Raw genomic sequence first — 26,465 nt, forward strand, 5'->3', positions numbered from 1 at the left:
ACCACGACGCCATGTCGCACGATCGCGCCGCGCAGCTGATCGCGACGCTCGGGCTGAAGCCGCACCCCGAAGGCGGGCACTACCGCGAGGTGTTCCGCTCGTCAGCATCCGTCCAGCCGGGCGACGGGCGGGGCGAGCGGTGCGGGCTGACGACGATCTACTTCCTGTTGAGCGCGGGCGAGCAGAGCCGGCTTCACCGCGTCACCTCGGACGAGGCGTGGCACTTTTACGAAGGTGATCCCCTGGACCTGCTCTGGACGGGTGCCGGGCCCGCGGGGCTGTACCAGGCGCGCCTCGGGCCGGTCGCGGCCTGCATGGCCCCCGTCGCCGTGGTGCCCGCCGGTGCCTGGCAGGCGGCGCGCTCGAGTGGCGTGTACACGCTGGTGGGGTGCAGCGTGGGGCCGGGCTTCGACTTTGCCGACTTCCAGATGCTCGGCGACCATCCGGAACTCGCCGAAGATCTGTGTGCGCGGCATCCTGGCTTGCGTCCGTACGTCTGAGATGCAACAGCACGTCCAGGCGGTCCTGCGGTCTGCCGCGCCGGCGCGGCGGTAGCCGCAATGCCGTTCCGATCCGCTGGCCTGTCACCGCGTCTCGCGGCGATCGTAGACGCCCTGCCGCTGCGCCCGGGAATGCGCGTGCTCGAGATCGGATGTGGGCCAGGTGCGGCGGCCCGGGCGGTCGCGCGCCGGATTGGCGATGGGCACGTGCTCGCCATCGATCGCTCCCAGAAAGCGGTAGAGCAGGCGAGGGCGGGATCGGGCGATGAGATCGCGGCCGGACGGCTGAGCGTGCGCCGGGCGGCCGTGGAGGAGTTCCAGCTGCAGGCTGGCGAAGCACCTTATGACATTGCGTTCGCCATCCGCGTCGGCGCGCTGGACGGGCGCCACCCCGAGACGGAGCAGCAAGCCCTGCGGCGGATCGCGGCGGCGCTCGTTCCCGGTGGACGCCTGTTCGTCGACCGGGGAGACCCGCTCCGTGAGATCCCCCTCGCCCCCGCCGCGGCTGAAGATGCGGTGCCCCGGCCGACGTAGCCCATCGTGGTGACGAAGAGGGCCAGGCGCATCGTGTGGGGTGCCGCGTGCGTCGTGATCCTGTGGAGCGTGTGCCTGGCGTGGCGGATCGCGGACTACGGCCAGCGCCACGACCCCGGCGCCGCCGACGTGGCGATCGTCCTGGGGGCCGCCGTGCGGGACACGGCGCCCTCGCCCGTGTTCGCGGCGCGGATCGATCACGCGATCGCGCTGTACCGCCGCGGCCGGGTGACGCGCATCGTGTTCACGGGCGGAGTGGGCAGCGGCAGCCGCCACGCGGAGGCGGAGGTCGCGCGGCGCCGGGCCATCGCGGCCGGCGTTCCGGCTGCCGCGATCGCCGTGGAAACAAGATCCACGATCACGTACGAGAACCTCGTCCAGGCAAAGGTGCTCCTGACGCCCGGGGCCGCCGTCCGCGTGCTCATCGTGAGCGATCCGCTGCACATGCGCCGCTCCATCACCATGGCCCGCGACCTGGGCCTGGATGCGCATCCCGCCCCCACGCCGACGAGCCGGTACCGCTCGTGGCGCACAAAGGCGGGTTTCCTGGCGCGCGAGGTCGTCTACTATTCCCTCTACCTCGTCCAGCGCCTGCCCGGCACGATCGGTTGACCTCAGCCGCGTGACCGCCGTGTCCTGCCCATCCCGACGCATCTCACCACGAACGACGGCATTCCCATGAAGAATCTCTACGAACCGGCCGCCGCAGCCGAAATCAAGGCGCGGCTGCAGACCCTGCGGCCCGACAGCCAGCGTCAGTGGGGCACGATGAAGGTGGCGCAGGCGGTCGCACACTGCGCCAACGCCATGGAGGGAGCGGTGGGGGACAGCCGACCCAAGCGGATGTTCATCGGGCGGATCATCGGCCCGCTCATCAAGCGGCTGGCGATCCGCAACGACGAGCCGATCCGCCGCAACTCGCCGACCGCGCCGGACCTGGTGATCGCTGACGAGCGGGAACTGGAGCGCGAACGCGAGCGCCTGTCGCGGTTGATCGACCGGTTCGTGGCCGCGGGCCCGGCGGGCTGCACCACGTACCCGCACGCCTTCTTCGGGCGGATGACACCGCAGGAGTGGGCGGTGCTGTCGTACAAGCACCTGGACCACCACCTGCGGCAGTTCGGGGCGTAGCCGTGGGGAGAGCCTTGTACTACGAACACTGAACGTCTCGGAGGACGAGATGTTCCGGATGATCGGCGATGCGAACTGCGCTACTCCATCAGCTCGGTCACTGCTTCCAGATACGCGTCGGGATCCAGGCCGTGCGCGGCGGCCAGGCGGAGGAGCGCACCTTCTCCGGGCACCGAGCCATGTTCAACCCGGCGGACATGCCGGGCAGTCAGCCCCGGGATGTCCGTCTGCTTGAGGAGATGTTTCTGGCGAAGTGTCCTGACGGCAGCACCGAACGCACGATCACTCGCGAGCCGCCGGGTAACGGCCTGCTCTCGGAGCCTGGGATTCGACGCAAGCAGCACATCGTCCATCGTCAAGTGGACGTCCGCCCCTGGCCAGTGCAGAAACAACCCGTCTGGGTCCAGCGTGAACATGGATCGTTGCGACAACGGGATTCGGGCCAGTGCGGGATAGGCGTCGAATCCGATCTCGAACGATTTCATCGCGCAATTGCGCACGGCCAGGCGATCCTCGAATGCGGTCGCCATCGCAACGACGTGATCCTCGATTCCACGCGCCCAGGCGGAGAGGAACCGCATGGGAATCTCGGGCCCGTGATGAACCAGGACGTTTCTCATGACCCGAAGCTTTGCGCGATCGAACATGTACAGGAGCCAGTCGGTATCCACGTCTGACTCGATCAGGAGCGCACGCAGCCGATTTGCCCGGTTGGCCACGGAGACGACGGTCGCAACTTCGCTGAGGTGCGTCGCGCGGACCAGCACGGCAAGCTTGTAGGAGCCGGTCCAGGATTGCGCCGTGTTCTCGTCCGGCATCGCGAAAAGGCGATCGCTGGATGCCACGATCCGGTGCATGTCCGCAACGGCGCTTTCATTGATCAGAACTGCCAGGCTGTCCTGAGTTTCTGCCATGATCTAGGGCCTCCGCTCGGGAGATACTTTCTGATTCCACTCGCGCAGCAAGCGGCGCTTGTGCCGCATCACCATCTGAAAGAGCACTTCTTCATCGACAGGAGACAATTCACCACCCAGTCGCAGCTTGTATTCCCAGTTCAGTCCACGCTTCTTGTTCGTCCGCAGGAAGAAAATTCTCACGACGTAGCCGCCCCGCCTCAGCACCTCGAAGTGCTGGGGATAGTGGTCGTTCGACGGGAAATAGCACTTCAGGCCGTCGATCTTGAACGCGTCGACCTCTCCCATCGGCATCCCGCCAAGCGGACATGTAATGGTAGCAAGCTCATACATTATTGTCCGCTTGCAGGTTCCACAAGCCTGTGATGCAGGTGACGGCAGGCAACGCAAAAAGGCCGGGGCGTCGCCGCCCCGGCCCTTCGATCGATCTCTGGCCCTCGTCCGGCCTTTACGGCTCGACGATGGACAGGTTCAGCCCGGCCTCGCGCGCCATTTCGATGGACCGCGCGACGGTGTTGCCCAGCACGAACCCGTGCTCCACCTTGGTCTTGATGCCGTTGAACTCCACCTCGCCCGTGCCGACGCCCAGGTGCGTGAGCACGCCGATGGCGCGGGTGCCGGAGAAGCTGAGGCCGTCGATCTCGCAGCCGATGATGCCGGAGCCGGAGTCGCCCGGGGCCGCCACGAAGTCGCCGTACCACGAGGCGCCGTCCGATCCACCGCCCACACCCACGCGGGCCTTGGTGACGAACGTTTCACCCGTGACGGTGCCGTTGCCGTAGTGACAGGCGGGCTCGCCGAAGGCCATCGCCTCCACGCCGCGGAAGTTACCCCAGATGGGCATGGAGGGGCGGATCAGGTGGTGCGCCGAGGCCGGAATCTCCACCACGCCGAAGTCGTTGCCCACGTCCGCAGTGCCAGTGGGGTCGGTCTGGCGGGCGTAGGCAACGCGCCCCAGCGTTACCACGGTGCCCACGAGCGTCATCGCGTCGAAGTTGCCCTCGCAGTTCTGCACGCATACGTCAACCGACACGCCCGTCGCGTCGAAGTCCGCGCCCGGGCCATGCGTGGCCTTATTGGCGGCCGAGACGAAGCAGTGGCCCGCGGCGCCCAGGAACAGCCTGTTGCCGTCGCGCCAGATGAAGTTGGCCGTGCAGCCGTACGTGCCGTCGTTGGGAATGGTCACCAGGATCGGCGAGCCGGGCCCGATGCCCACCGGGCCGGCGGGGATCAGCAGGTTGGGCGACTTGCGGATGGTCTTGTTCACCCACTTGGTGACGTCGATCTTGGGCTTCTTGAGCTCGATGTCGCCGTCGGTGTCCGTCAGGGAGATGAGGTTGCTCGGGCCCGCGTCCGGCGCCATGATCTCCGGCGACGTGTCGACGCAGGCGGCGAGGGTGGCGGCGAGGCCAAGGGCGGCGAGGGTGGACAGCAAACGCATGGGGTCCTCCAGGTGGCTCAGGATTGGGCAGACACTGCTGCGCGGACCTGCCGCGCCCGCCCCGACACAGGGCATCGGGCATGCCTCCTTTCCCGCCGCCGTTCGGAATGATATGTGTGGAGAGCGGCGGCAATGTCGAAACTGCCCTCCTGCAAGCATTTGCAAGCCGGACGCGTGGTGCCGCGAGTGAGCCCCGCTCAGGTGGATAGCCGGAGCGCGGGTTGCGCGCTTGCACAATTCTGGTGAAGGGACGGAAACGGCCCGCACGGTTTGTGGGCACCCACTCCGAGGCACGATGAAGAACACCAGTCAACCGGCGCCACCCGAAGGATTCCGCTACCAGGCGGATGTCCTGCCGCCCGACGCGGAGCAGGGTCTCGTCGTGCACATCCGCGAGCTGCCGCTGAAGGAGTTCGAGTTCCACGGCTACGTGGGCAAGCGCCGGGTGGTCTCGTACGGCTGGCACTACGACTTCGGCGAGCGCAGGCTGCACAAGGTCGACGAGATTCCCGACTTCCTCCTTCCGCTGCGCGACCGCGCCGCCGCGTTCGCGGACGTGGCGCCGGAGGAGCTCTCTCACGCGCTCGTCACCGAGTATGGCGCAGGCGCCGCGATCGGCTGGCACCGCGACAAGGGCGTCTTCGGAGACGTGATCGGCGTTTCGCTGCTTTCCTCGTGCGCATTCCGACTCCGGCGGAAGGCGGGGCCGAAGTGGGAGCGATATTCGCTGACGGCAGAGCCCCGGTCCGCGTACCTGCTGCGCGGCCCTTCGCGGACGGAGTGGGAGCAAAGCATTCCCGCCGTGGATGCTCTCCGCTACTCCGTCACCTTCCGAACGCTGCTGGCGAACCGCTGACCGTCACGGACGAATGATGTGCCGCCGATTGCTCCCTCTCCTCGTCGTCCTCCTCGCCGGGTGCTTCGAGCAGCCGTATCGCGAGTCCGCGAGCGGCGCCGAGGCAATCGCCGCAGGCGAGTTGCAGCGCGGATGGTGGCCGGCGTGGATGTCGGCATCCGCCTGGAACGTGCACCTGCAGGGCGACCTCGATTCGAACGAGTGGTGGCTGCGTGCGGAGCTGTCTCCGGCGAGCGCGGATTCCCTCCGTGCCCTGCTCACGCCGGTGGACGCCGGTTCCGTTCGCGTGCAGCGCCCTTGGAGAGGGGGCGGCTGGTGGTTCGAGGCGTTGATCCAGCAGGCGCCTTCGAACGACAACGCCTTGAATGCGCGCCTGTTTCGCGGCGCCCGGGCGCCTGTGCCCTACACGACCGTCGTGGCGTTCGACAACGGCTCGGAGACGGTGTTCGTGTGGACCCATGGAACGCGAGTGTACGGCCCATGAACCTCAACCAGGTGACGCTCCCGGCGGTGGACCTCGCGGCGTCCGTCGCGTTCTATCGCACGCTCGGCTTTCGGCTGATCGTCGACACGCCGCACTACGCCCGCTTCGAGTGCCCGGACGGCGGCGCCACGTTCTCGCTGCACGTGGTGGATGCCATGCCGGCGGATTCGGGCATTCTCGTGTACTTCGAGCACGAGGCGCTGGACGAGCTCGTCGCAGACCTCAAGGATAAGGGCGTGGTATTCACGCACGAGCCGGCGGACCAGCGCTGGCTGTGGCGGGAGGCGCGGCTTCGGGATCCCGCTGGCAACGCGCTGTGCCTGTACTGGGCGGGGGAGAACCGCCGCAACCCGCCGTGGAGAGTCGCGAACCCGTAGCGTCCGTCGTCGCCAGCATCTCCCGAATCTGTTCCACGCCCATCCATCCCGATGACCCACGAGACGCAGCCGCGCCCGCTGTCCCCGGTGTACCTCGCCGCGCCCGTCCCGGCACTCGGCGTCGGCGTGCTCACCATGCGCATGTCGGACGTGCCGCCGAGCCTGTGGGCGCAGAACGTCGCCGCGTGGGCGGTCGGCACGGTGCTGTGCGTAACCCTGGCGCGGCCCCGTACGTCGACCGCGCGGCCGAGGTGGGTGGACGGGGTGGCGGTGCTCACGCTGGCTGCATTGGCCGCGACCCTGCTCGCGCCGGGGGTGGATGGGGTGCACCGGTGGCTGCCGCTGGGCCCGGTGCGACTTCACGCCGCCGCGGTACTCCTCCCCGTGCTGATCGTCGCCCTGGACAGGCTTTCGCGGGCGAGGGGATGGTGGACGTCCGCCCTCGTCGCGGTCGCCGCAATGCTGGCGCTGTTCCTTCAGCCGGATGCCGCGCAGGCCACGGCGTTCGGCGTAGCGGCGGTGCTCCTGCTGTCGGTGAAGACGGAAATACGCGCGGCGCGGCTCGCCTGCCTCGGCATCGTCGCCGCGCTCGCCGCCCTCACCTGGACGCGGCGCGACCCGCTGGCGCCGGTGCCGTACGTGGAGGAGATCGTGGGATTGGCCGCGAGCCTCGGCACCGTCTGGGCAGTGGCGGCGGTGGCCTCGCTGCTCCTGCTGCCTGCGCCGTTCCTCATCGCCGGACGGGGCGCTGTGCGACATGCAGGCATTGCGCTCGGTGCCTACGTGGCGATCACCGCCGCCGCTCCGTTCTTCGGCAGCTTTCCCGTTCCGGTGATGGGGTACGGCATGTCGCCCATCATCGGATACCTGGCGGGCCTCGGCCTCTTCCTCCACGCCGGGTCTCCCAAGAGGGGGTGAACCCGCAGCTTAAAGAGCGGAAAGCCCGGCCTCGCCGCCGCTGTCGCGTCCCGCTCGGGGCGTTCACCTGCACGCCCTCCACGCCTGCCGAAGCGCACACGAATTCTCCCCCTCTCCCGCTTGCGGGAGAGGGGGCCGGGGGGAGAGGGCAGCCAGGGAATGCGCCGGCGTCAATCGAAACGCCCCTTCATTCGCCAGCCGCGACAAGGCCGAGGCCGACGCATCCGTGCCGCAGCCGCGCCGCGGACGGGCCCGCGCTGAAACCAATCGCCTCCCGCGCCCGTCGAATGCGCATCGGTGGGGCGTCGACGGCCCCGCTTTCACATCCGTCCGGGGCTCCCCCATGATCGCATATCGCCGCACGCTTCTCGTCCTGGCGTTCACCCTCGGGGCCTGTGCCCCGCATCGCCCGTCCGCCGTCGCTCCCTCGCGCGATCCGTCCGCCGCGCAGATCGCCGCGCTGGACGAGAAGGCGCCGCTCTGGCTGGCCGAGCACCACGTGCCCAGCATCGCCGTCGCGTACATCCGCGACGGTCGCGTGCAGTGGACGAAGGTGTATGGCGAGCAGTCCGAGGGGGTGCCCGCCACCCCGCAGACGCTGTACAACGTGGCGTCGCTCGCCAAGCCCATCTTCGCCGAGACGATGCTGCGGCTGGCGGCGGAGGGACGCCTGTCGCTGGACGAGCCGCTCGCCGGCCACTGGGTAGACCCGGACGTCGCGGCCGACCCGCGCCACCAGAAGCTGACGCCGCGCATTGCGCTCAGCCACCGTACCGGGTTTACCAACTGGCGCTACCAGACGGGCGGAAAGCTGGTGTTCGGGGGCGAGCCGGGCACCGCGTTCGGCTATTCCGGCGAGGGATTCGAGTACACCAGGCGCTTCGCCCAGAACAAGCTGGGGACGCCCTGGGAGGCGCTGGCCAGCCGGTACGTGTTCCAGCCGTTCGGGATGGCGAGCACGTCGAACTCGCGGCGCGACTGGTTCGCGGGTCGCGTCGCCCGGCCGTACGGGCGCGAGGGGCGCTACGGCGAGCCTACCATCCAGGATTCCGCACTGGCTTCCGACGACCTGTACACGACCGTGGGCGATTACGCGGCGTTCGTGGTGGGCGTGATGAACCGCGACGGGCTTCCGGCCGCGTTCGCCGCCCAGCGCGACTCGGCCCACGTGGCGAACGAGGCCGCCGCGGCGCGCTGCGACCGCACCCGCGTTACGCACTGTGCTCGCGTGGGCATGGGGCTGGGATGGGAGATCCTGGAGTATCCGGGCGAAACCGTGCGGCTTCACACCGGCGGCGACTGGGGAGAGAGCACCCTGGCGTTCTACATCGCGGAGCGACGCGAGGGCGCCGTGATGCTCACCAACGGCGCGGCGGGGATGATGGTGATGCTGCGCGCCGTGAACCTGCTGTTCCCCGACACCCGGCTGGCGGAAGAGGTCCGCAGCTATTACTAACGGCGGTGCACGCGGCGGGCGCGAAGCACTTGCGCCCGCCACCCTCGGGGGCTGAGCTTGATTCCGCCCGCCACGCAGCTCAAGCGCGCCCACCTGCCGCACCCGGTTTTACCGATGCACCTGCGCATCCCCGCCCTGCTCGCCGCGCTCGCCCTGCTTTCCGGGTGCACGCTTTCCACGGTTCGCTCCGCGGAGGTGTATCCCGGCCTCTCGGCGAACGTCCAGGTTTCGGCCATGTCACCTCCGGGCGATGATGCGTCCTGGTTCTGGGGCGCGGAGTGCAACGGCTGCAACGAGCCGGTCCCTGGATTGTACGCGGAGCTGACGCTCGGCAACGTGAGCGCCGACGGTGGGCGCGGCCACGAGTTCAGCGCCGGGCTCGACGGGTTCTCGCCGTTCGTGGGCGCGTACAGGCAGTTGGGAAAGAGCGAGCGGTCGGCGTACGGCGTCGGCGGGCGGCTGGGGCTTCCGCTCATTTCGTGGAGCTCGTCGCAGGTCTACGGCCGGTACGACCGCATTCTCCGCCCGGGGCAGCGCCTGCTGCTGAACCCCGCCGTCGTGCTGCAGTGGGGCAAATCTCCGAACGGCGAGAACCCCGCGTACTTCCTGGCGCTCGTGCAGGGCGTGGGCATGGAGCTGGAGGGAGATCACGTGTCGTTCATCCCCGCCGCCTCGGTCGTGCTGATGGGTGGAGAGCGCTCCAGCTACGCACAGGCAGGCGGTCCGTTCACCACCGCGTTCGCCACGGCCTCCGTCGCCGTCGTCTTCCATCGCAAGCGCACTCCCGCCCCCGCGGCCCCGGCTCCGGCCCAGCCATGATGGACGCGCCCCGGGTGAACGGCGCATGCTCGGCTTCCCTCGTCATCCAACGACTCCCCGCTCCGGTGCCATGATCAAGACCACGGTCGCATCCCTCGTCCTGCTCGCGCTGTTCGTCTCCTCGCCCGCGCGTGCGCAGCTGCTCCAGACGCAGACCCTCAGCCTGCAGGCCGCCCGGACCATGGCGGCGGCGGCCGAGGCGGAGGCGCGCGAGAACAACTGGAACGTGGCGATCGCCATCGTCGACGCCGCGGGAGAGCTCATCCTCTTTCACCGGCTGGACCAGACGCAGCCCGCCAGCCTGGACATCGCCATCGGAAAGGCGCGCACCGCGGCGCGGTTCCGGCGCCCCACCAAGGTGCTGGAAGACGCGGTTGCCGGCGGACGCACGGTGCTGTTGGCGCTGGACGGCGTGCCGCTGGAAGGCGGCCTGCCGATCATCGTGGACGGCCGCGTGATCGGCGCGGTGGGCGTCAGCGGCGTCACCTCGCAGCAGGATGCGCAGGTGGCGCAGGCGGCCATCGACGCCCTGGTGCGGTAGGTGCCGCAGCGCTGAGGAGTGGCGACCGAGCCAAGTCACGCCGCCGATGGCATGCTGTTTCACGTAAGCGAGGCGGAGATCGGCCGGTTCGACCCGCGGCCCACGGCGTTCACGGACGAGCCGGTGGTGTGGGCGATCGACGGCCGCCGGCTGCACAATTACCTGCTGCCGCGCGACTGTCCGCGCGTGACCTTCTACGCCGGCCCGGGGACGACCGCAGACGACGCCGAACGCTTCCTGGGAACGAGCCCGGCCGTCGTCGCGGTCGAGAGCGCCTGGCTGGAGCGCATCCGCGCGTGCGTGCTGTACTGCCATCACCTGCCGTCCCGGACCTTCGAGTGCCTGGATGACGGTGCCGGCTACTTCGTCAGCCGCGACGCCGTGGTGCCCGAGCAGGTGGAGGTGATTACGGACATTATCGCGGAGCTGCTGGCCCGCGGCGTGGAGTTGCGCTTTCTGCCCAGCCTCTGGCACCTGCACGATTCCGTCGCCGCATCCAGCCTGCGGTTCTCCATGATCCGGATGCGAAACGCCGCGCCGCGCTGAAGTCACTCAACCGGATCGTGTCGATTTCGCGTCGGCTCGTTCGACGTACAGTTGGAGCGGAGATTCCACGCGCGGCCGGGCAGGCCACCCCCGCTCTCCACCCGACACCGATGGAGACACCGATGCGATTCATGAACCTCGTAAAGAGCGCCGAGAACGCCGGCCCCATGCCCCAGTCGTTCATGGACGCCATGGCCGCGGCGAGCGAACAGTCCCGCCAGGCCGGCAAGCTGCTCGACACCGGCGGCCTGGCCTCGACCGCGCGGAGCACGCGGGTGCGCGTCTCGGGCGGAGAGCTCAGCGTGCTGGACGGCCCCTTTGCCGAGGGCAAGGAAGTGGTGGGCGGCTACGGCATCGTGGAGGCGGCGTCCAGGGAAGAGGCCGTGGAAGGCGCCGTCTGGCTGATGAACATGCACCGCGAACACTGGCCGGGGTGGGAGGGCGAGGTGGAAGTCCGCCAGATCATGGGGCCAGAAGATTTCGCCCAGTAGGCCCGGCGACCGCGCTGCATAAACCCATCGACGTCATCGAGAGGAACGCCATGTCCATCGCCTCACGCATCCGCCCGTGCCTCTGGTTCTCCGACCAGGCGGAGCAGGCCGCCGAGTTCTACACGCGCATCTTCCCCAACTCGCGCATCGTCACCATCACCCGCTTTCCCGCCGCGGGCGTGGAGATCCACGGGCGCCCCGCGGGCTCCGTGATGACGGTGGTGTTCGAGCTGGACGGCCATCAGTTCACCGCGCTGAACGGCGGCCCCGTGTTCACGTTCAACGAAGCCGTGTCGCTGGAGGTGCACTGCGGCACGCAGGAAGAGGTGGACCACTACTGGGAGCGGCTCGGGGAGGGCGGCGATCCCGCGGCGCAGCAGTGCGGCTGGCTCAAGGACCGCTACGGCCTCTCGTGGCAGATCGTGCCAGCGGGAATGGAGGAGATGCTGGCCGACCCCGAGTCGGCCCCCGCGGAGCGCGCAATGACCGCCATGCTGGGGATGAAGAAGCTGGACCTGGGCGAACTCAAGCGCGCGCACGCCGGCATCACCTGAGCGCCAGCGCGTCTGCCTGTCACTCGACCGTACCTCCACGACAGAACCGCATTTCACGCAGAGGACGCAGAGGATGGGAGAGAGGACGCAGAGAAAAGGCTTCGTCTTTCTCTGCGTCCTCTCCGTTCCCTCCGCGGCCTCTGCGTGAAACGGTGTTAGCGAGGCAGCCGCGATCCCGGGCAGGGCACCGCGCCCTGCCCGCGTTCTTGCGCGCCCGTGGTGGTATGGTTATGCATATCACCATAGCTGTGCAGGTCGCCCGCAAGCGTGTCGATGCGGCGCGGGGAAAGTCGCGGCGGCAATGCGCCCGCCCCGCCTGATCGCAGGGGTCATCGGGAAACCATGGTGGATCGCGAGTGGAACGACAGCCAGCCCATCTACCGACAGCTTCGCGACATGGTGGCCGCGATGATCCTGGACGGCGTGCTGAACGAGGGTGATCCGCTGCCTTCCGTTCGGCAGGTGGCGGCCGAGTACCGCGTCAACCACCTGACGGTGCTCAAGGGCTACCAGCAGCTGGTGGATGAGCGGCTCGTGGAGACGAAGCGCGGCCGCGGCATGTTCATCAATCCCGGCGCGCGCAACCTGCTGCTGCAGGGGGAGCGCGAGAAGTTCCTGACGGAGCAGTGGCCCCGGATCCAGGAAACCATCCAGCGGCTGGGCCTTACGCCCGAGGACCTGCTGGCCGCCGCCGCTGCCGGGGCATCCGCGTCCAATCCCCCGAAAGAGCGCTGAAGCCATGGCATGCATCCAAGCCCGCGGCCTGCGCAAGTCGTTCGGCAGCACGGTGGCGCTCGATGGTTTGGACCTGACGGTGGAGGAAGGCCGCATCGTGGGGCTGATCGGTCCCAACGGGGCGGGGAAGACCACGGCGCTCAACGCCATCCTGGGCCTCACGCGGTACGAGGGCGAGCTGAACGTGCTGGGCCACGACCCGTGGAGCGAGCGCGACCGGCTGGCGCGCGACGTCTCGTTCATCGCCGACATTGCAGTGCTGCCGCGCTGGCTGCGGGTTTCGCAGGCGCTGGACTACGTCGCCGGCGTGCATCCGCGGTTCGACCGCGCCAAGGCAGAGGGATTCCTGGCGAACACGGAGATCAGGCGCACGAGCAAAGTGGGCGAGCTGTCCAAGGGAATGGTGGCGCAACTGCACCTGGCGCTGGTGATGGCCATCGACGCGAAGCTGCTGGTGCTCGACGAGCCGACGCTGGGGCTGGACATCCTTTATCGCAAGCAGTTCTACGACTCGCTGCTGAACGATTTCTTCGACCGAACGCGCACCATCGTGGTGACCACGCACCAGGTGGAAGAGATCCAGGACGTGCTGACGGACCTGGTATTCATCGACCGCGGGCGCCTCGTCCTGGAGTGCAGTATGGAAGAGTTCGAGCAGCGCTACGTGGAGGTGATGGTTCGCCCCGGGCAGCTGGACGGGGCTCGCGCGCTGGGCCCCATCCACGAGCGCCACCTGTTCGGCCGCAGCATCCTGCTGTTCGACAACGCGGACCGCGACCAGGTGGCGGCGCTCGGTGAGCTGCGGACGCCCAGCATCGCGGACGTGTTCGTCGCCGTAATGGGCAGCCGGCCGGGCCAGGAACGCGGAGCCGGCCGATGAACGCCGCACCGCACGGCGCCGTGGACGCCACGGCCGACGCCCCAGCCCCGGCCCGCACGCGGCCGTTCTACTGGTCGGTGCGGCGGGAGCTGTGGGAGAACCGCTCCATCTACCTGGCTCCGCTGGGCGTCGCCGCGTTCGCCGTCGCCGGGCTGGTGATTCACGCCGTCACCATGCCCAGCCACATGCCCGGCATGCTGGCCGTGGACGACGCGGGCACGGGATCGGCCTCCGTCACCTACCGCGTCGCCGCGCTGCTGATGCTGGCGACCACGTTCGTCATCGCGGCGTTCTACTGCCTGGAGGCGCTGGCCGGCGAGCGCCGGGACCGGGCCATCCTCTTCTGGAAGTCGCTCCCCGTCTCGGACCTCACGACGGTGCTCGCCAAGGCCGGCGTTCCGCTGGTAATCCTGCCGCTGCTGGCCTTTGCGTCCATCGTCGCCATGCACGTGGTGATGCTGCTGCTGAGCGCCATCGCCCTGGCGATCAACGGCCACGGTATGGGCGTGCTCTGGGGCGAGCTGCGGCTGTTCACCATGTGGATGGCGCTGCTGTACTCGGTCGTGTGCATGGTGCTGTGGCACGCGCCCATCTACGGATTTCTGCTGCTGGTGTCCGGCTGGGCCCGGCGCACGGCCGTCCTGTGGGCGGTGCTGCCTCTGCTCGCTTTTGGCGTGCTGGAGAAGCTGACGTTCGACAGCATGAACGTCACCGCGTTCGTCCAGTACCGGCTGCTGGGCTGGCACCTCCACGCGTTCGACCCGCGGGGGCCCGCCATCACCATTCCGTTCCACCCGTCGACCCCGCTCACGCCGGGCCGTATCCTGGGCACGCCGGACCTTTGGATCGGGCTGGTGCTCGCGGCAGTGTTCATCGCTGCGGCGGTCCGCATGCGCCGGCACCGCGAGCCGATCTGATCCCGATCCACCCTCCCGGGCCAGGCGGAGCCGAGGCCGCGACCCTGCACGGGCGAATAAATTCGCTGCAACGAACACACGATGTCCGCCTGCGCGGACTGCATGCTTTCGTGTGGCTCGGGCGGTCGTGCGCGCCCATGCTGCGGTGCAAGCCCGGTTGCGCCCGCGCGTGCAGGTGAAGCCGCGGACGGGACGCGCCAGCGGCCCGGGCCGGGGCTTTCCGCTTTCCGAGCGGCGGGTTCACCCGCTCCCTACCGTCACTCTCCCGTAGCGCCGCACCACCCGTCCGTCCAACCCTCCCATGAAAAAATCCGGATGCGCGACGAAAGGCTTGCGCGATTTATGGTGTTATACTAGAGTATATCACCATAGCGCAGGTCGATCCTTCACCGGCGCATTCAAGTCCGCTCCAGCCGAACGGGGCGGACCGTTTCACCCGACCAGGCACACACGGGAGAAGACATCATGCGTATAGCAACTCTGGGGATGGCCGCCGCGGCGGCGCTGGTGTTCGCGCAGCCTGCGGCGGCAGACACCGTCTGCGACTGGTGGGAGTTCGCCACCCGCATCACCAATGCGCAGTCCGCCGCCGGGCGAACGCCCGAGACGGAGCGGACGATGTCGCGCGTGTCGCTCGCCATGTTCGAGGCGCTGAACGCCATCGACCGGCGCTACGAGAGCTACCTGGGTTTTCCGCTGGGCGACCCGTCCGCCTCGCAGGACGCCGCGGCGGCCACGGCCGCGTATCGCGTGCTGCTCTTTCAGCTGCCCGCGCAGAAGACGACGCTGGACGACACCTATGCGCTGACGATGGCCTCCATTCCCGACGAGCGTGCGCGAGAGGCGGGGCGGCTGATCGGCGAACAGGCGGCCGCGGCGGCGCAGGCGGCGGGGGGAATCGATTCCACGATCGCCCAGGTGCCCTACCGCCCGCGCACCACGCCGGGCGAGTGGATCGGGGCGGCGCTCCCCGTACTGCAGCCGTACTGGGCGGCCTTTCGCCCGTGGGCGGCGCCGAGCGCGGAGGGGCTGCGCCCGCCGCCGCCGCCCGCGCTGAACAGCGAGCGGTGGGCGCGCGACTACGAAGAGGTGCGGCGCCTGGGCGGGCGCACGAGCACGGAGCGCACGCCGCTGCAGACGCTGATCGCGCGCTACCGCGAGATGCCGGACCTGACGCCATCGCTGCGGATGATCGCCGACGCGCCCGGGCGCACGCCGGTGCAGAACGCGCGCATGTTCGCGCTGCTGCAGATGGCGACCGACGATGCCACGCAGGGCATGGCCGTGGCCAAGATGCACTACAACTTCTGGCGCCCCATCACCGCCATCCGCAACGGCGCGGATGACGGCAACGACGCTACGGCGCCGGACGCCGGCTGGGTGCCGCTGCTGGTGACGCCCAACTTTGCCGAGTATCCGTGCGGCCACTGCACCTACGCCGCGGCCGTTGCCGAGGTGATGAAGGCCGAGGTGGGGCCGCGGCCGGTGATGGGCGTGCGCGTCAGCTCGCAGTCCCTTCCGAACGCCGTCGTCCAGGTGCTGCCCACGTGGGACGAGTGGGTGCAGCAGGTGTCTGACTCGCGCATCTACGGCGGCGTGCACTACCGCTTCAGCAACGAAGCGGGAGAGTGGGCCGGCAGCCGCGCCGCCCGCATGGTGCTGGACAAGGTGATGAAGCCGCTTCCCGCGCGGGGCCGGGGCCGGGGCCGCTGAGCCGATCAGCCCGGAGACGTTCACACTTTCGCCTGGGATGGACCGATGCGAATGACGTTGATCCTCCACATCACCGCCGGAAGCCTGGCGCTGATCTCCGGCTACATTGCGCTCTACGCGGCCAAGGGGGCCCGGGTCCACCGGGGGAGCGGAACGGTGTTCGTCTACGCGATGCTGGCGATGTCAGTCTTCGGGATGGCGATCGCGGCCGGGCGAGGGGTGGCGCCGGCCATCAACATCCCCGCGGGGCTGCTGTGCTCGTACCTGGTCGTTACCGGGCTGACCACGTTCCGCTCCGTGGACGCGGCCACCCGCTGGCTGAACGCCGGCGCCCTGCTGGTGGCCATGGGCGTGAGCCTGAGCAGCCTCACGTTCGGGTTCCAGGCCGTCGCCAGCGGCGGCATGAGGAACGGCATGCCCGCGTTTCCGTTCTTCATGTTCGGCATCGTCGCGCTGCTGGGGTGGGCGGGCGACCTGCGGATGATCCGGTCGGGGGTTCCGCCGCGGGGATCGGCGCGCATCGCGCGGCACCTGTGGCGGATGTGCTTTGCGCTGTTCATCGCCGCGATGTCGTTCTTCATCGGCCAGGCAGACGAGTTCCCGGAACCGCTACGCATCCCCCTCCTGCTGGCCATTCCCGTGCTGGCGCCGGTGGTGTCGATGGCGTACTGGCTGTGGCGTGTCCGCTCCAGGCCGCCCGTCGGCGGGCGCGTTTTCGCCCGGCCACCCGCGGGCGCCGGAACCGCACAGGCCGACACGGCGCGCGCGGCGGAGGCGCTCGTGTAGCGCCTGCGGGTCTCGACGCGAATGGAAGCGCCCGCATCCACGTCGGATGCGGGCGCTTTCGTCCGATCGCATCGGGGCGTTATAGTGCGCCGACCGATGATCTGGCACGCGACGACCTGGCGATGACGGAACGAGAACAGCCCCACAACCCGCTGCACGGCGTAACGCTCGAGCGGGTGCTGACCGAGCTGGTGGACCACTTCGGGTGGGAGGCGATGGGGCAGCGCATCGCCATCCGCTGCTTCACCGCCGATCCCAGCATCGGCTCCAGCCTCAAGTTCCTGCGCAAGACGCCGTGGGCGCGCGAGAAAGTGGAGGGGATGTACCTGTACATGCTCCGCGAAAAGGCCCGGCAGGCGCGGCGGGGCTCCCCTCCTACCGCATCTGGAGAACGATGATCGAGCTTCGCCTCCTGGGCCCCGGCGACGCCGGCGTGCTCGCGCGCGTGGCCGACGACGTGTTCGACGACGCGGTGGATCCGCGCTGGACCGCGGAGTTCCTCGCCGACCGGCGGCACCACATGATCGTGGCGCTGGACGAGGGGGTGGTGGTGGGGATGATCTCGGCGGTGGACTACGTGCACCCCGACAAGGCGCCCCAGCTCTGGATCAACGAGGTGGGCGTCGCTCCCTCGCACCAGCGGCGCGGCATCGCCCGGCGCCTGATGGACGCAATGCTGCAGCACGGCCGCGCGATCGGCTGCACGGATGCGTGGCTCGGGACGGAAGAGACCAACGTGGCGGCGCGCGGGCTGTACGAGAGCGCGGGGTCGCGGCCGGAGCCGTTCATCCTCTACGCATTTCCGCTGCAGGAGCCGGACACCCCCAAGGGAGAATGACGGAGCGCCCCGCATCCGATCGGATGCGGGGCGCTTTTTCCTGGTGCGGATACGGCTAGCGGAAGGCCGCCACCGTGGCCGCGGTTTCGTTCAGCACCCGCGAGTTGTTCTCGTAGCTGGTGGTGCCCATCACCTCACCGGTGCCCGGGTAGGTCTTGGACGGGTTGGACCACCACTGGATGCGCGTGCAGTTGCTGCAGTTGTTGCCATAGGCCATGATCGTGCGCCAGCTCTTGGACGGCGGGATGTAGCCGTGGCCGTAGGCGTAGGGGCTGGTGCTGCCGTCCACGAAGCGATCGTGCCGGGCGCCCTGCAGGTGGCCGATCTCGTGGCCGAACGAGTAGTAGCCGGTGATGCAGGTGTAGTGGGCGGCCATGAACGCCGTGGTGGCGGTGGCCTTGATGGCCGCGGCCTGCCCGCACGCTTCACTGTCGTTCACCACCAGCGCAACCACGTCGGCGGCGTAGGTGTTCCGCAGCGTGTGCACGTTGTCCATCAGGCCGTCGGTGCTGCTCCGCAGCGCGGTGACGTGCTGCGAGAAGCTGCGGTTGGCCTCGTTGTACGTCACCTGCACGCTGTGCACGCGCACCATGTTGATGTTGATGCCGCTGTTCACGTACGACTGGTTGGTCTCGTCGACGGCCAGCTGGATCTTGCTGCCGATATTGCCGGCGGCCGTGGCGGCCGAGGCGGTGTACGCCACCAGCACGTTGATCTGCGTGAGCGCCGCGATGCCCACGTCGCCGCCGGAGCTGCGCGCCTCACGAATTCCGCTGATGGCGGCGTCGAGCGAGCTGTTCAGCGCGCCGCTGGGAACGTCGGGGGTGTGCTCCGAGGGAAAGCCGCTCTGGTCGATGCGCGAAACGGCGTGCAGCCCGTCGCCCAGCGACTCGATGCTGTACTGCGTGCGGCCCACGGTGACGGTGGCGGCCACGCCCCCGTCCATGAACACCATCTGCACCCAGCCGTGCTCGCCGCGCACGGGGCCGGCCCACGAGATGTCCTCGGCCGCGCGCTGCTGCACGCGCTCGCCCACGGCGACCACGTTCAGCCCCGGCGCCACCGCCAGACGAACCGCGGCGCCCTTCCCGAGCATGCGTCCCGGCGCCGCGGCAATGCGGGCCAGGTGCACCTCGGCGGTGCTGGCGCGGCCGCGGATGCTGGCCAGCTGGCTCTGCTGCGAGGCGCTGAGGGCGGCCCCGGGGGCCAGCGTAAGGAGGTTCTCCTGGGCCTCTGCGGCGCTCATGGACGAGGTGGCCGAGGGGTTGATTTCGTCGCCCTGGCAGGCGGCGAGGCCGGCGGATGCGGCAAGGACCAGCGCGAGGCGTGCTGCTTTCATCGTGCGTTCTCCGGTGGGGCAGGTTTGGATTGGTGCGTGAGTGTTTCCCGACAGGGGGCGTGCAGGTGGTCATGCTCCTGAGGCCGCGCGGGGCAGCCTCTTTTTGATTGCGGGAAGTGTGTCGCGGGATGCGCCCGGGGCGGGAGCATGGATGGCGCTCTGCACAGCGCCGTCCGTGCTTCCGTGGGCGGAAGCCGGGACGAGCATCAGCGGGGTTACTGATGGAATGCGACAAGATTGTGGGCGGGATGCCGGAAGTCAAGCATCTTCTCTCCACCCGTTTCGCTGCTGAGTTCCGGTTCGGGGTGGATTGCGCAAGATCACGAAAGGGGCGCTTTCGTCGATCCATCCCTTCGATGCTACTGAGATCTCCCGCGCCCTTTCCGACGTCCCGCGCACCCTCGCTGTGAGCACGCTTGCCGCGGAGCCGCCCGCGGCTGAAGTTGATGAACCTCCCCCAATCCGGAGCCCACCGCCCCTCGGCCGAAGCCACCCGATGCACCGAGCCCCGCCGATCGTCAGCACCCTCGCGCTGCTTGCGTGCGCCGCATGCGCTCCGGACCGGGCCCGTGCCCTCCCGGCGCTGATGGACGTCTCCGGAGACGACTGCACCGCATCTGCCCTGGTCTTCGCGGGACGTCATGCGAACGCCGATTCGGCCGTGGCTTTCATCAACGATGGATGCGCAGGCGACCGCATCTTCCTGGGGATCGCGGGTTCCCGCCGCGAGCTGAAGCGGTCGGCCAACGTTCCGCTGGGCACGGGCGGCGCCTACTCCGACGGCGAGTACCGTGTGCTCGTACAGCGCGGCCGACCCGTCTCACGGACGGTGGTGGCAAGCCCGCCGGATGCGTTCTGCCCCGAGCCGGACCAGCGGGAGTACGACGCCGCGTACGAGGCGACGGTTCGCATTTCGTCCAGCGCCGGTTCGTGGACCCGCGCCGGCACCCTTCGCCGCGACGAATGCGGGCCGTGATCGCTCCGTCACCGAGGGCCCTGCGCCGCGAAGCTTCCACTCGCCTCGCTTGACGGCCCCGGCGGCGCACCGTATCACGAGTGGTCCCGCGAGAAGTCCCATCCGCAGCTCGGTTCCCCAGGCGCGCGTGAGTCCCTTCGAGCACCTGTCCGTCCTCATCTCCATCATCATCGGCCTGGGGGTAACGCACCTGCTCGCCAGCCTTCACCGCCTGGTGCAGGCCCGCGACCGGGTGAAGCTCCACTGGCTTCCCCTGCTATGGGCGGTGCTGCTCTTCATCTCACAGGTGGAGTGGTGGTGGGCCAGCTTCGAATGGCGAAGCCGGGTGGAGTGGAACTTCTTCTACTTCCTCTTCATCCTTCAGAGCCCCGTCGCGCTGTACCTGGCCGCGGCGTTCGTGCTTCCGGACGTGGAAGCGGGTGAGTCGTACGACCTGAAGCAGTACTACTTCGCCACGCGCCGCTGGCTCTTTCTGGCCATCGCCATGAGTCCCGCCGTGGACGCGGTGCGCAGGGCGGAGCAGGCGGGCTCCATCACCGACTTCGGCGCGGTGAGCAACGCCGTATCGGCCGTGCTGGTGGGCTCGATGGCGTTCACGCAGAAGCTCTGGTACCATGCGCTCGTGACGCTGGCCGTGGGCGCCCTCTTCCTGGCCTTCATCGTCTCGTCCGCGCTGGAGCTGCGCTGATCCTCCGGCCTGGTGTCACGTTCGGCGGGCGCCGCGCGTTTGGTCCTGCGGAATGCTCATTCCCAAGGCCCCACCCACGAGATCCTGACCATGAAGCGCTTTCCCCTGTTCGTCGCCACCGGGCTGCTCGTTGCGTGCAGCGGCATCACCGACACCGCCTGCGCCTGCTCGCCTTTCGAAGGCCCGCTGGTGCTGATCACCGGCACCGTCAGGAGCCCTGCCCTGGCCCCCGTGCCGGGCGCCGCCGTACAGGTGCGGCTGATGAACCCCGTAACGTGTGAGGCCGTCGAACCGACAATCGTCCGCGTGGTGCAGACGGATGCGGCGGGCCGGTTCCGGCATGGGGAAAACGCGAGCAACAGAGGCATGTGCTATCGCGTGTGGGCCGAGCCGCCGCAGGGAAGCGCACTGGCGCGGTCCGACAGCCAGTTCGTCCGCGTGCAGTTTACGGAAACCCACGCCACTCCCGACAGCGTGGATCTCGCGTTCCAGCTGCGCTGACGGGCGGAGGGCAGTGGACCTCGGCCTCCGTCCGGGCGGTTGAAACCGCAGCTGGAAAGTCACGAAGTCCGCCTTCGCGGACTGCACGCGAAGTTGAGTGCGTCAAGCCAGGTGAAGCGCCATCTGTCATCCTGAGGCCCAGGCGCACCCTACCCGCCCGCAGCACATCCCTTGCGGGCCGAAGGATCTTGCTGGCGTCACTTCTCAGCTTGGGCGCGGCAGCGGCACGGATGTCCGCTCGCCTAACTTCACGGCCGCGCCTCGGGTTTGGTGCCCGCTGCCGCGCCCGGACTTCAAGGTATCCGCCGCTAGATCCTTCGGCGCGCGGGGCTCAGACGTGCGGGCGGGTGCGGTGCGCTTGCGCCTCTGGATGACACGTGCGGCTGGCGGCTGGATGGCGTGCAGTCGAGGGTGGTGCGAACCGCGTCAGGGGACGAGCACCAGCCCGTCCACGCCGAAGCTTCCGCGGCCCCATGGCTGAAAGCGGATGGCCCTCACGTTGGTGAGCGTCATGCCGTTGTTGATGGTGGCTGGCTGGTAGTCCCTGCGGCGCGGAAACGCGGTGGTGTTCAGCGGTACGCTGGCGAACCGCCATCCCGTGAAGTCGTCCACGAAACGGTGCACGAACAACTCGCCGTCGGCATCTTCCAGCTCCAGGTAGATGGGGTTGCCGGAGCCGGTGCCCTCCACCCAGAACTCCAGGGCGCGGTACGCGCTCCAGTTCTCGTTCAGCGTGACGCCGAAGCCCGCCCAGTTCATCACGCTGTACGTCACCCGCACGCCGTGCCCCACCGCCGCCGGCCAGACCATCGCCGTGGCGAGCGTGCTGCCGGCGCTGTCAGCGTAGGTCCACCAGCGGGTTGAATTCCCCGACTCGAAGTCGTCCACCGAGCGCCGTGGGTCGGCCAGGGGATCGTGCATGTTGCCGCTGGCCAGCATCAGCCCCAGCAGCCCCAGCTCGTGGCCGTACTTGGAAAAGTCCGTCATCCGCAGCGTCTCCATCCACATCCCCTGCCGGTACCCCTGGTTCGTGGACAGCATGGCCGCCGACGTGAGCGGGCCGTAGAACCACGGGCTGCGGTCCGGCCCTCCGTACAGGCTATCGTCCAGAAAGGCGCCGCTGGTGCGGTACACCGCGCCAATGCCGGTGGGGCCCCTGCCCGGGCCGCCGCCATGGAAGAACGAGTTCATCCGGTCCACGCGGCTGCTCGCCCGGCTCTCGCAGTTCCATGCGGCATCGGACGCCAGCCGCCACGGCGCGCGCGCGGCGTTCCACGAAAAGCGGTGGCTCTCCGGGTCGGCGTCCAGCGTGCCGTCGGGGCGGCTGCGGTCCGGCAGCAGCCCCGTCGCCGCGTTGGCGTAGCTGGGGTTCAGGTCGATGCTGGTCAGGTACTGGTACGACTTGTCGGCCACCTCCAACCAGAAGGTGTCGCCCGTGTGGGCGGCGAACGCCCGGTACCATGCCGGCGCCATGGAGCCGGGAAAGGTGACTTCCCAATACTGCAGGGGCATGTCGCCGGCCGTCAGCAGGTAGGCATGCGCCGATCCTTCCGGAACCACCATGTGCGTGCGGATGGTGCCCAGCAGCTCGTTCAGCGGCTCCGTGTACCCGCCCCAGCGCCGGTGCGCCACCAGCAGGGCGAACGCCATGTCCTGGTCGGCGTCGCTGGCCGCGCCGCTGTCCGCCACCACGCCGTCGGCGCGGATCACCCAGGGCGTGGCGCCTTTCGCGTTGCGGTGCGCGCGGCGATATGCCTCCAGCGCGTCGAACGTCTTGCGGTCGCCCATGTACGCGGCCAGCAGCATCCCGTAACCCTGGGCCTCGGAGATGGTACCCTGGGGCAGCTGCTGCTCGGTGCCGTCGTCGTCGAAGTAGGTGAAGTCGGCGTCGGCCTTTACGCGGGCGTGCGTGCCTTCGTACGACAGCCGCGACGCGCGCCACAGCTCGTACTTCTGCCGGAGCTGCTCGTTGGCGGCGGCCTGGTTCGCGGTGATACTCTGCGCGCACGGGTATCGGTACGGCGCCGCGCCGCCGGTCCGCGAAGTGGACTGGGCGAGGGCGCCGGACGAGACGAGCGCCGCCGCGAGGGCAAGGCCGGGCAGGATACTGCGTCGTCGCATGGAGCGTTTCACGAAGGTAGTGGCGTGGGGGCGCTTGCAAGTCGTTGTCGCGCCACACCTTGTCATTCTGGGGCCCAGGCGCGCCGCAGCTGCCCGCACACATCCACGCGGGCCGAAGGATCTAACCGCCCACACGGATCAACCCGGGAGCGGCAGCGGTCACCCATTCCGAGGCCGCGGCCCTGCCGGGGCGACTGAAGTCGCGGCAACAACGGCCCGAAGTCCGCCTTCGCGGACTGCACGCGTGGCCGACGCGCTCCGGCAGGTGTGATGCGCGGCCGTCGGAGAGCGACAGTGTCGGGCATCGGCAAGGTCGCGTGCCCCGCGGAGCGCAATCGGCGTGCGCGGAACCGCCGCGGGGCGCAAATCGTTACAGACCGTGTTCCGCGTCCCGCTTTCCGCGTCCGCTCCGCGACACCCGCCGTGCTCCGCAGTGTACTCTTGCGTTTCATCCCCCGAACACCTGAGCTTGCGGAGCACCGCCGCCCGGTGGACGCAACCCCGACACTCCCCTTCCCACGAGCCGATCCGATGAGAGCGCTCCTTCTCGCTTCCGCGGTGCTCCTGTCCGCCTGCGCGCCGTCCGCCGGTCCCACGCCGTCGGCCGGGGGCACACCCGCGGTCTCTGCCTCCCCCGCCGAGCAGGTGGTGCAGGTTCAGCTCGAGGCGTACAACCGGCGCGACCTGGAAGGATTCCTGGCGACGTATTCACCGGAGATCCGCATCTACTTGCACCCTGATCGCCTTCTGATGTCCGGCCTGGACCAGATGCGCAAGGAGTACGGCGAAGCGTTCTCCGCGAATCCCAACGGCCGCGCCGCGATCACCAGCCGCATGGTGCAGGGCAACTACGTCATCGACCACGAGCACGTGACCGGGCAGGCGGACGGAAGGGAAATCCGCGCGGTAGCCATCTACGAGGTGAGCGACGGAAAGATCCGGAACGTCTGGTTCATCGACTAACGGCGGGCGTCGAAGTTCCGTGGCGTTCCGGCGGGGCAATGAGTCACCGCCAGCTCATGCGGCGGATCATTCACTGTGAGCGCCGATCAGGAATGATAGACGAAACAACTATGATTCCTGACCGCCGCGTTAGAGGAATGAAAGGCTGCTTCAGCGCTGTCGATGGCGTACCTTTGAGTGTGCCGTAAAGCCCGCCGACTAGTCCGAACGTGAAGCCATCCTACTTCCAGATCGAATCTCCCCTCCGTCCGCAGGAGCTGCGGGCCGGGCTTTCGCAGCGTTGCCGGGAGTGGCGATGGCCGCCGACCCTCGCGTCCCGCGACGTGGGTGTCAAGCCGCCGCGGATCGCGGGCGGGCCGGAGCGGTTCCGCATCTGGGCCTGGCCGCGGCACCGGGGAACGGTCCCGGTCCTGGACTGTCGTACGACTCCGAGGCCGGGTGGCGGCTGCACGGTTCGCGTTCGGATGCGCAGGAGCCGCGTGGGCCAGCTCTCGGGAATTCCCCTCGCCGCATTTTTCGCCGGAGTGCCGTGGGCGGCCGCGTGGGGAGGCGCGGAGTTTACGGCCTTTGGGCTCCTCGCCGGGGCCGCGGTGAGCCTGTACGGGGTCTGCGGATCGTTTCAGACGGCAACAAAGCAGCGGATGCGCCTCCTCGTGGAAACCCTTCGCGACGCCGCCAACCCTGAGGCGACATCGCCCGCACGCCGGGGGAGCAAAAGGTCCGAGACCCGTGCTGTTGTTGGCCAACCCAACCCGTTCGGGCGGTCGGAAAAACCGCGTGTCGATTTCCCTGGTCGTGGTTCGTCGTGATGGGTAGAGGCGGTCGCGTACCCGGTCCATCCCACCGGGCGCCCCGCCCGAACCCGACACAGGAGGAGCACCGATGCAGACCATGGCCACGATCGATCAGGGACGTCCGGCGGCGGGATTTGCGCGCGCGGCGGCACCGGCTGCCCCAGGCAGGGGCCTGGCGTGGACCGGCCGCGTGATCAGCGGCTTCGTATCCGTCTTCCTGCTCTTCGACGGGGCGGCGCGGCTGGTGCACTTTGCGCCCTACGTGGAGGGCACGGTGAAGTTCGGGTATCCGGCGCACCTCGCGTCGCCCATCGGACTGGTGCTGCTCGCGGCGACGCTGCTATACGTGATCCCCCGCACGGCCGTGCTCGGCGCCATCCTGCTGACCGGCTACCTGGGTGGCGCCACGGCGTCGCACGTCCGCATGGAAGACCCCTTCTTTGCGTTCGCCGCTACGTTCGGCGTGCTGGTGTGGGTGGGGCTGTACCTGCGCGAGCCGCGGCTGCGCGCGCTGATCCCGCTGCGGGCGTAACCGCCGCGTCGCCGCTGGCGCGGAGCGCGGCCGGCGTTTTTCACAGGAGGCAATGGATGCGCGCTGCGACGCGACTTGCGATCATGGCGCGCACCGTCTTCGGTTTCGGGCTGGTCGTGGCCTGCGCCGCACCGCTCGCGGCGCAGGCGGTGATGGCGTTCAACGTACGGCTGGACAACGACATCCTCGCGCTCCGCGGCCGCGGGGCGCCACCCGACTACGACTACACCCACGGGCTGCACGTCTACGCGGAGCTGAGCCGCAATCCACGTCCGCTCGCCCTCCTGCAGACGTGCGCCGCGGACGGCGATGCGCTCCCGTGCCTGCGCATCCGGCTGCACGCGGGGCAGGAGATCTACACGCCGCGCCGCGACGCGCCCACGCCAGTGGAGGGGGAGCGGCCCTACGCTGCCTGGCTGTACGCCGGTGCGGAAGGCGTGGTGGAGGAGCGCGGGCGGCAGCGGTCGCTAGTGGTTCAACTGGGGATCGTTGGGCCGGCGGCGCTGGGCGAGCCGGTGCAGAACGGGGTTCACCGGCTGAACGGCTCCGAACCGCAGGTGGGGTGGGCGCACCAGCTCGGCACCGAGCCGGGGCTGCTGGTGCGGTACCGCGACGAGCGGGTGTTCGAGGTGGATTTCGGCCCGCTGGGCCCGGCCCAGCTTCGCCCGGGATGGACGGTCGTGCTGGGCAACGTGCGCACCGCCACGCAGGCGGGCGTCAGTGCGCGGCTGGGCTCGGCGGACGGGCGCGGGCCGTTCCTGCTGCTCGGTGGATCGAACGAGTGGGTGGTCCGCGACCTGTTCCTGGACGGCAACACGTTCCGGGGCAACTCCACTGCGCGCAAGCTGCCCTTCGTCGCCGCGGGAGAAGTCGGGGCGGGATACGGCTTCGGACGCTGGAGCGTGGAGTACCGGTTCGTCTCCCGCGGCCGGCAGTACCAAGCGCAGCCGCGTCCCCACGCGTACGGCTCGCTCGGCGTGCAGGTGAACCGGCGCTGACGGTTCTGTCTGGCGTCGCCAGCGTCCCGTTTCGCGGACAGCATCGTCCTTCCGGGATGTCGGGCGCGCTCCGGGCCGCTGAGAGCAAGTCGTTGCGCCCGTGATCGTTGCGCCGCACGTCT

The 26,465-nt window shown here is 69.1% G+C and carries 32 protein-coding genes; 27 read left to right on the forward strand and 5 right to left on the reverse strand.

From position 1 onward, the window contains the following. The first annotated feature begins 11 nt into the window (after positions 1 to 11). From VF632_RS12855 to VF632_RS12870, 4 genes are all read left to right on the forward strand, one after another. On the forward strand, positions 12 to 500 hold the full coding sequence (locus VF632_RS12855) for a cupin domain-containing protein (protein ID WP_331023301.1): 489 nt from the start codon (positions 12 to 14) through the stop codon (positions 498 to 500). A gap of 60 nt (positions 501 to 560) precedes the next feature. Continuing rightward, entirely contained in the window at positions 561 to 1,034 is a 474-nt protein-coding gene (locus VF632_RS12860) for an SAM-dependent methyltransferase (RefSeq protein ID WP_331023302.1), read from the forward strand. Positions 1,035 to 1,043: 9 nt separating this feature from the next. Next, the gene (locus tag VF632_RS12865; protein WP_331023303.1) at positions 1,044 to 1,646 is read left to right on the forward strand and encodes a YdcF family protein; all 603 of its coding nucleotides are present in this window, start codon (positions 1,044 to 1,046) and stop codon (positions 1,644 to 1,646) included. A gap of 66 nt (positions 1,647 to 1,712) precedes the next feature. Then, entirely contained in the window at positions 1,713 to 2,165 is a 453-nt protein-coding gene (locus VF632_RS12870; RefSeq protein ID WP_331023304.1) for a DUF1569 domain-containing protein, read from the forward strand. An 80-nt stretch (positions 2,166 to 2,245) separates the two neighbouring features. Here VF632_RS12870 and VF632_RS12875 read toward each other — a convergent pair whose 3' ends face one another. From VF632_RS12875 to VF632_RS12885, 3 genes are all read right to left on the reverse strand, one after another. Beyond that, positions 2,246 to 3,079: a hypothetical protein gene (locus VF632_RS12875; protein ID WP_331023305.1), complete on the reverse strand. Its 834-nt coding sequence runs from the start codon at positions 3,077 to 3,079 to the stop codon at positions 2,246 to 2,248. Between the two features lie 3 nt (positions 3,080 to 3,082). Further along, entirely contained in the window at positions 3,083 to 3,373 is a 291-nt protein-coding gene (locus VF632_RS12880; protein WP_331023306.1) for a hypothetical protein, read from the reverse strand. A gap of 154 nt (positions 3,374 to 3,527) precedes the next feature. Continuing rightward, complete coding sequence (locus VF632_RS12885) at positions 3,528 to 4,520, reverse strand: hypothetical protein (protein ID WP_331023307.1); 993 nt, start codon at positions 4,518 to 4,520, stop codon at positions 3,528 to 3,530. Between the two features lie 295 nt (positions 4,521 to 4,815). Between VF632_RS12885 and VF632_RS12890 the strand changes: the two genes are divergently transcribed. The 17 genes from VF632_RS12890 to VF632_RS12970 all read left to right on the forward strand — a co-directional run bounded on the left by VF632_RS12890 (position 4,816) and on the right by VF632_RS12970 (position 17,431). After that, complete coding sequence (locus tag VF632_RS12890) at positions 4,816 to 5,376, forward strand: alpha-ketoglutarate-dependent dioxygenase AlkB (protein ID WP_331023308.1); 561 nt, start codon at positions 4,816 to 4,818, stop codon at positions 5,374 to 5,376. A 13-nt stretch (positions 5,377 to 5,389) separates the two neighbouring features. Continuing rightward, the gene (locus tag VF632_RS12895; RefSeq protein WP_331023309.1) at positions 5,390 to 5,860 is read left to right on the forward strand and encodes a hypothetical protein; all 471 of its coding nucleotides are present in this window, start codon (positions 5,390 to 5,392) and stop codon (positions 5,858 to 5,860) included. Continuing rightward, a complete protein-coding gene (locus tag VF632_RS12900) occupies positions 5,857 to 6,237 on the forward strand; it encodes a VOC family protein (protein WP_331023310.1) in 381 nt (126 codons plus the stop codon). The genes VF632_RS12895 and VF632_RS12900 overlap by 4 nt, the downstream gene beginning before the upstream one ends. 51 nt (positions 6,238 to 6,288) lie before the next feature. Then, positions 6,289 to 7,155: a hypothetical protein gene (locus VF632_RS12905; protein ID WP_331023311.1), complete on the forward strand. Its 867-nt coding sequence runs from the start codon at positions 6,289 to 6,291 to the stop codon at positions 7,153 to 7,155. 343 nt (positions 7,156 to 7,498) lie between these two features. Continuing rightward, a complete protein-coding gene (locus VF632_RS12910; RefSeq protein WP_331023312.1) occupies positions 7,499 to 8,611 on the forward strand; it encodes a serine hydrolase domain-containing protein in 1,113 nt (370 codons plus the stop codon). A gap of 114 nt (positions 8,612 to 8,725) precedes the next feature. Continuing rightward, on the forward strand, positions 8,726 to 9,430 hold the full coding sequence (locus tag VF632_RS12915) for a hypothetical protein (protein ID WP_331023313.1): 705 nt from the start codon (positions 8,726 to 8,728) through the stop codon (positions 9,428 to 9,430). A 70-nt stretch (positions 9,431 to 9,500) separates the two neighbouring features. Beyond that, positions 9,501 to 9,971: a heme-binding protein gene (locus VF632_RS12920; RefSeq protein WP_331023314.1), complete on the forward strand. Its 471-nt coding sequence runs from the start codon at positions 9,501 to 9,503 to the stop codon at positions 9,969 to 9,971. Positions 9,972 to 10,022: 51 nt separating this feature from the next. Next, the gene (locus tag VF632_RS12925) at positions 10,023 to 10,517 is read left to right on the forward strand and encodes a DUF6886 family protein (protein ID WP_331023315.1); all 495 of its coding nucleotides are present in this window, start codon (positions 10,023 to 10,025) and stop codon (positions 10,515 to 10,517) included. A gap of 122 nt (positions 10,518 to 10,639) precedes the next feature. Continuing rightward, complete coding sequence (locus VF632_RS12930) at positions 10,640 to 11,008, forward strand: YciI family protein (RefSeq protein WP_331023316.1); 369 nt, start codon at positions 10,640 to 10,642, stop codon at positions 11,006 to 11,008. Between the two features lie 50 nt (positions 11,009 to 11,058). Next, positions 11,059 to 11,562: a VOC family protein gene (locus VF632_RS12935; RefSeq protein ID WP_331023317.1), complete on the forward strand. Its 504-nt coding sequence runs from the start codon at positions 11,059 to 11,061 to the stop codon at positions 11,560 to 11,562. 345 nt (positions 11,563 to 11,907) lie between these two features. Next, entirely contained in the window at positions 11,908 to 12,297 is a 390-nt protein-coding gene (locus tag VF632_RS12940; protein ID WP_349263998.1) for a GntR family transcriptional regulator, read from the forward strand. Positions 12,298 to 12,301: 4 nt separating this feature from the next. Next, positions 12,302 to 13,177 (forward strand): ABC transporter ATP-binding protein, encoded by an 876-nt coding sequence (locus VF632_RS12945; RefSeq protein ID WP_331023319.1) that lies wholly within the window; start codon positions 12,302 to 12,304, stop codon positions 13,175 to 13,177. Further along, a complete protein-coding gene (locus VF632_RS12950) occupies positions 13,174 to 14,094 on the forward strand; it encodes a hypothetical protein (RefSeq protein ID WP_331023320.1) in 921 nt (306 codons plus the stop codon). Before VF632_RS12945 ends, VF632_RS12950 begins: the two co-directional genes overlap by 4 nt. Before the next feature lie 465 nt (positions 14,095 to 14,559). Beyond that, positions 14,560 to 15,807, forward strand: a complete 1,248-nt coding sequence (locus VF632_RS12955; protein WP_331023321.1) for a vanadium-dependent haloperoxidase — start codon at positions 14,560 to 14,562, stop codon at positions 15,805 to 15,807. Between the two features lie 45 nt (positions 15,808 to 15,852). After that, complete coding sequence (locus tag VF632_RS12960) at positions 15,853 to 16,593, forward strand: hypothetical protein (protein WP_331023322.1); 741 nt, start codon at positions 15,853 to 15,855, stop codon at positions 16,591 to 16,593. 122 nt (positions 16,594 to 16,715) lie between these two features. Next, the gene (locus VF632_RS12965) at positions 16,716 to 16,991 is read left to right on the forward strand and encodes a VF530 family protein (protein WP_331023323.1); all 276 of its coding nucleotides are present in this window, start codon (positions 16,716 to 16,718) and stop codon (positions 16,989 to 16,991) included. Beyond that, positions 16,988 to 17,431 (forward strand): GNAT family N-acetyltransferase, encoded by a 444-nt coding sequence (locus tag VF632_RS12970; protein ID WP_331023324.1) that lies wholly within the window; start codon positions 16,988 to 16,990, stop codon positions 17,429 to 17,431. The genes VF632_RS12965 and VF632_RS12970 overlap by 4 nt, the downstream gene beginning before the upstream one ends. 55 nt (positions 17,432 to 17,486) lie before the next feature. Here the strand turns inward: VF632_RS12970 and VF632_RS12975 are convergent, their stop codons facing one another. Next, positions 17,487 to 18,770: a M12 family metallo-peptidase gene (locus VF632_RS12975; RefSeq protein WP_331023325.1), complete on the reverse strand. Its 1,284-nt coding sequence runs from the start codon at positions 18,768 to 18,770 to the stop codon at positions 17,487 to 17,489. Positions 18,771 to 19,266: 496 nt separating this feature from the next. Between VF632_RS12975 and VF632_RS12980 the strand changes: the two genes are divergently transcribed. The 3 genes from VF632_RS12980 to VF632_RS12990 all read left to right on the forward strand — a co-directional run bounded on the left by VF632_RS12980 (position 19,267) and on the right by VF632_RS12990 (position 20,935). Further along, on the forward strand, positions 19,267 to 19,746 hold the full coding sequence (locus VF632_RS12980) for a hypothetical protein (RefSeq protein ID WP_331023326.1): 480 nt from the start codon (positions 19,267 to 19,269) through the stop codon (positions 19,744 to 19,746). Positions 19,747 to 19,873: 127 nt separating this feature from the next. Then, positions 19,874 to 20,434, forward strand: a complete 561-nt coding sequence (locus tag VF632_RS12985; protein WP_331023327.1) for a hypothetical protein — start codon at positions 19,874 to 19,876, stop codon at positions 20,432 to 20,434. A 90-nt stretch (positions 20,435 to 20,524) separates the two neighbouring features. Beyond that, positions 20,525 to 20,935 (forward strand): carboxypeptidase-like regulatory domain-containing protein, encoded by a 411-nt coding sequence (locus VF632_RS12990; RefSeq protein ID WP_331023328.1) that lies wholly within the window; start codon positions 20,525 to 20,527, stop codon positions 20,933 to 20,935. A gap of 426 nt (positions 20,936 to 21,361) precedes the next feature. Here VF632_RS12990 and VF632_RS12995 read toward each other — a convergent pair whose 3' ends face one another. Next, positions 21,362 to 23,056 (reverse strand): glycosyl hydrolase family 8, encoded by a 1,695-nt coding sequence (locus tag VF632_RS12995; protein ID WP_331023329.1) that lies wholly within the window; start codon positions 23,054 to 23,056, stop codon positions 21,362 to 21,364. A gap of 531 nt (positions 23,057 to 23,587) precedes the next feature. Between VF632_RS12995 and VF632_RS13000 the strand changes: the two genes are divergently transcribed. The 3 genes from VF632_RS13000 (at position 23,588) to VF632_RS13010 (ending at position 26,343) form a co-directional block, all read left to right on the forward strand. After that, positions 23,588 to 24,019: a nuclear transport factor 2 family protein gene (locus tag VF632_RS13000; protein WP_331023330.1), complete on the forward strand. Its 432-nt coding sequence runs from the start codon at positions 23,588 to 23,590 to the stop codon at positions 24,017 to 24,019. Positions 24,020 to 24,901: 882 nt separating this feature from the next. Continuing rightward, a complete protein-coding gene (locus tag VF632_RS13005; protein WP_331023331.1) occupies positions 24,902 to 25,345 on the forward strand; it encodes a DoxX family protein in 444 nt (147 codons plus the stop codon). Between the two features lie 56 nt (positions 25,346 to 25,401). Beyond that, positions 25,402 to 26,343, forward strand: a complete 942-nt coding sequence (locus VF632_RS13010) for a lipid A deacylase LpxR family protein (protein WP_331023332.1) — start codon at positions 25,402 to 25,404, stop codon at positions 26,341 to 26,343. Positions 26,344 to 26,465 lie beyond the last annotated feature (122 nt).

The sequence above is a fragment of the Longimicrobium sp. genome, from assembly GCF_036388275.1.
GTDB lineage: Bacteria > Gemmatimonadota > Gemmatimonadetes > Longimicrobiales > Longimicrobiaceae > Longimicrobium.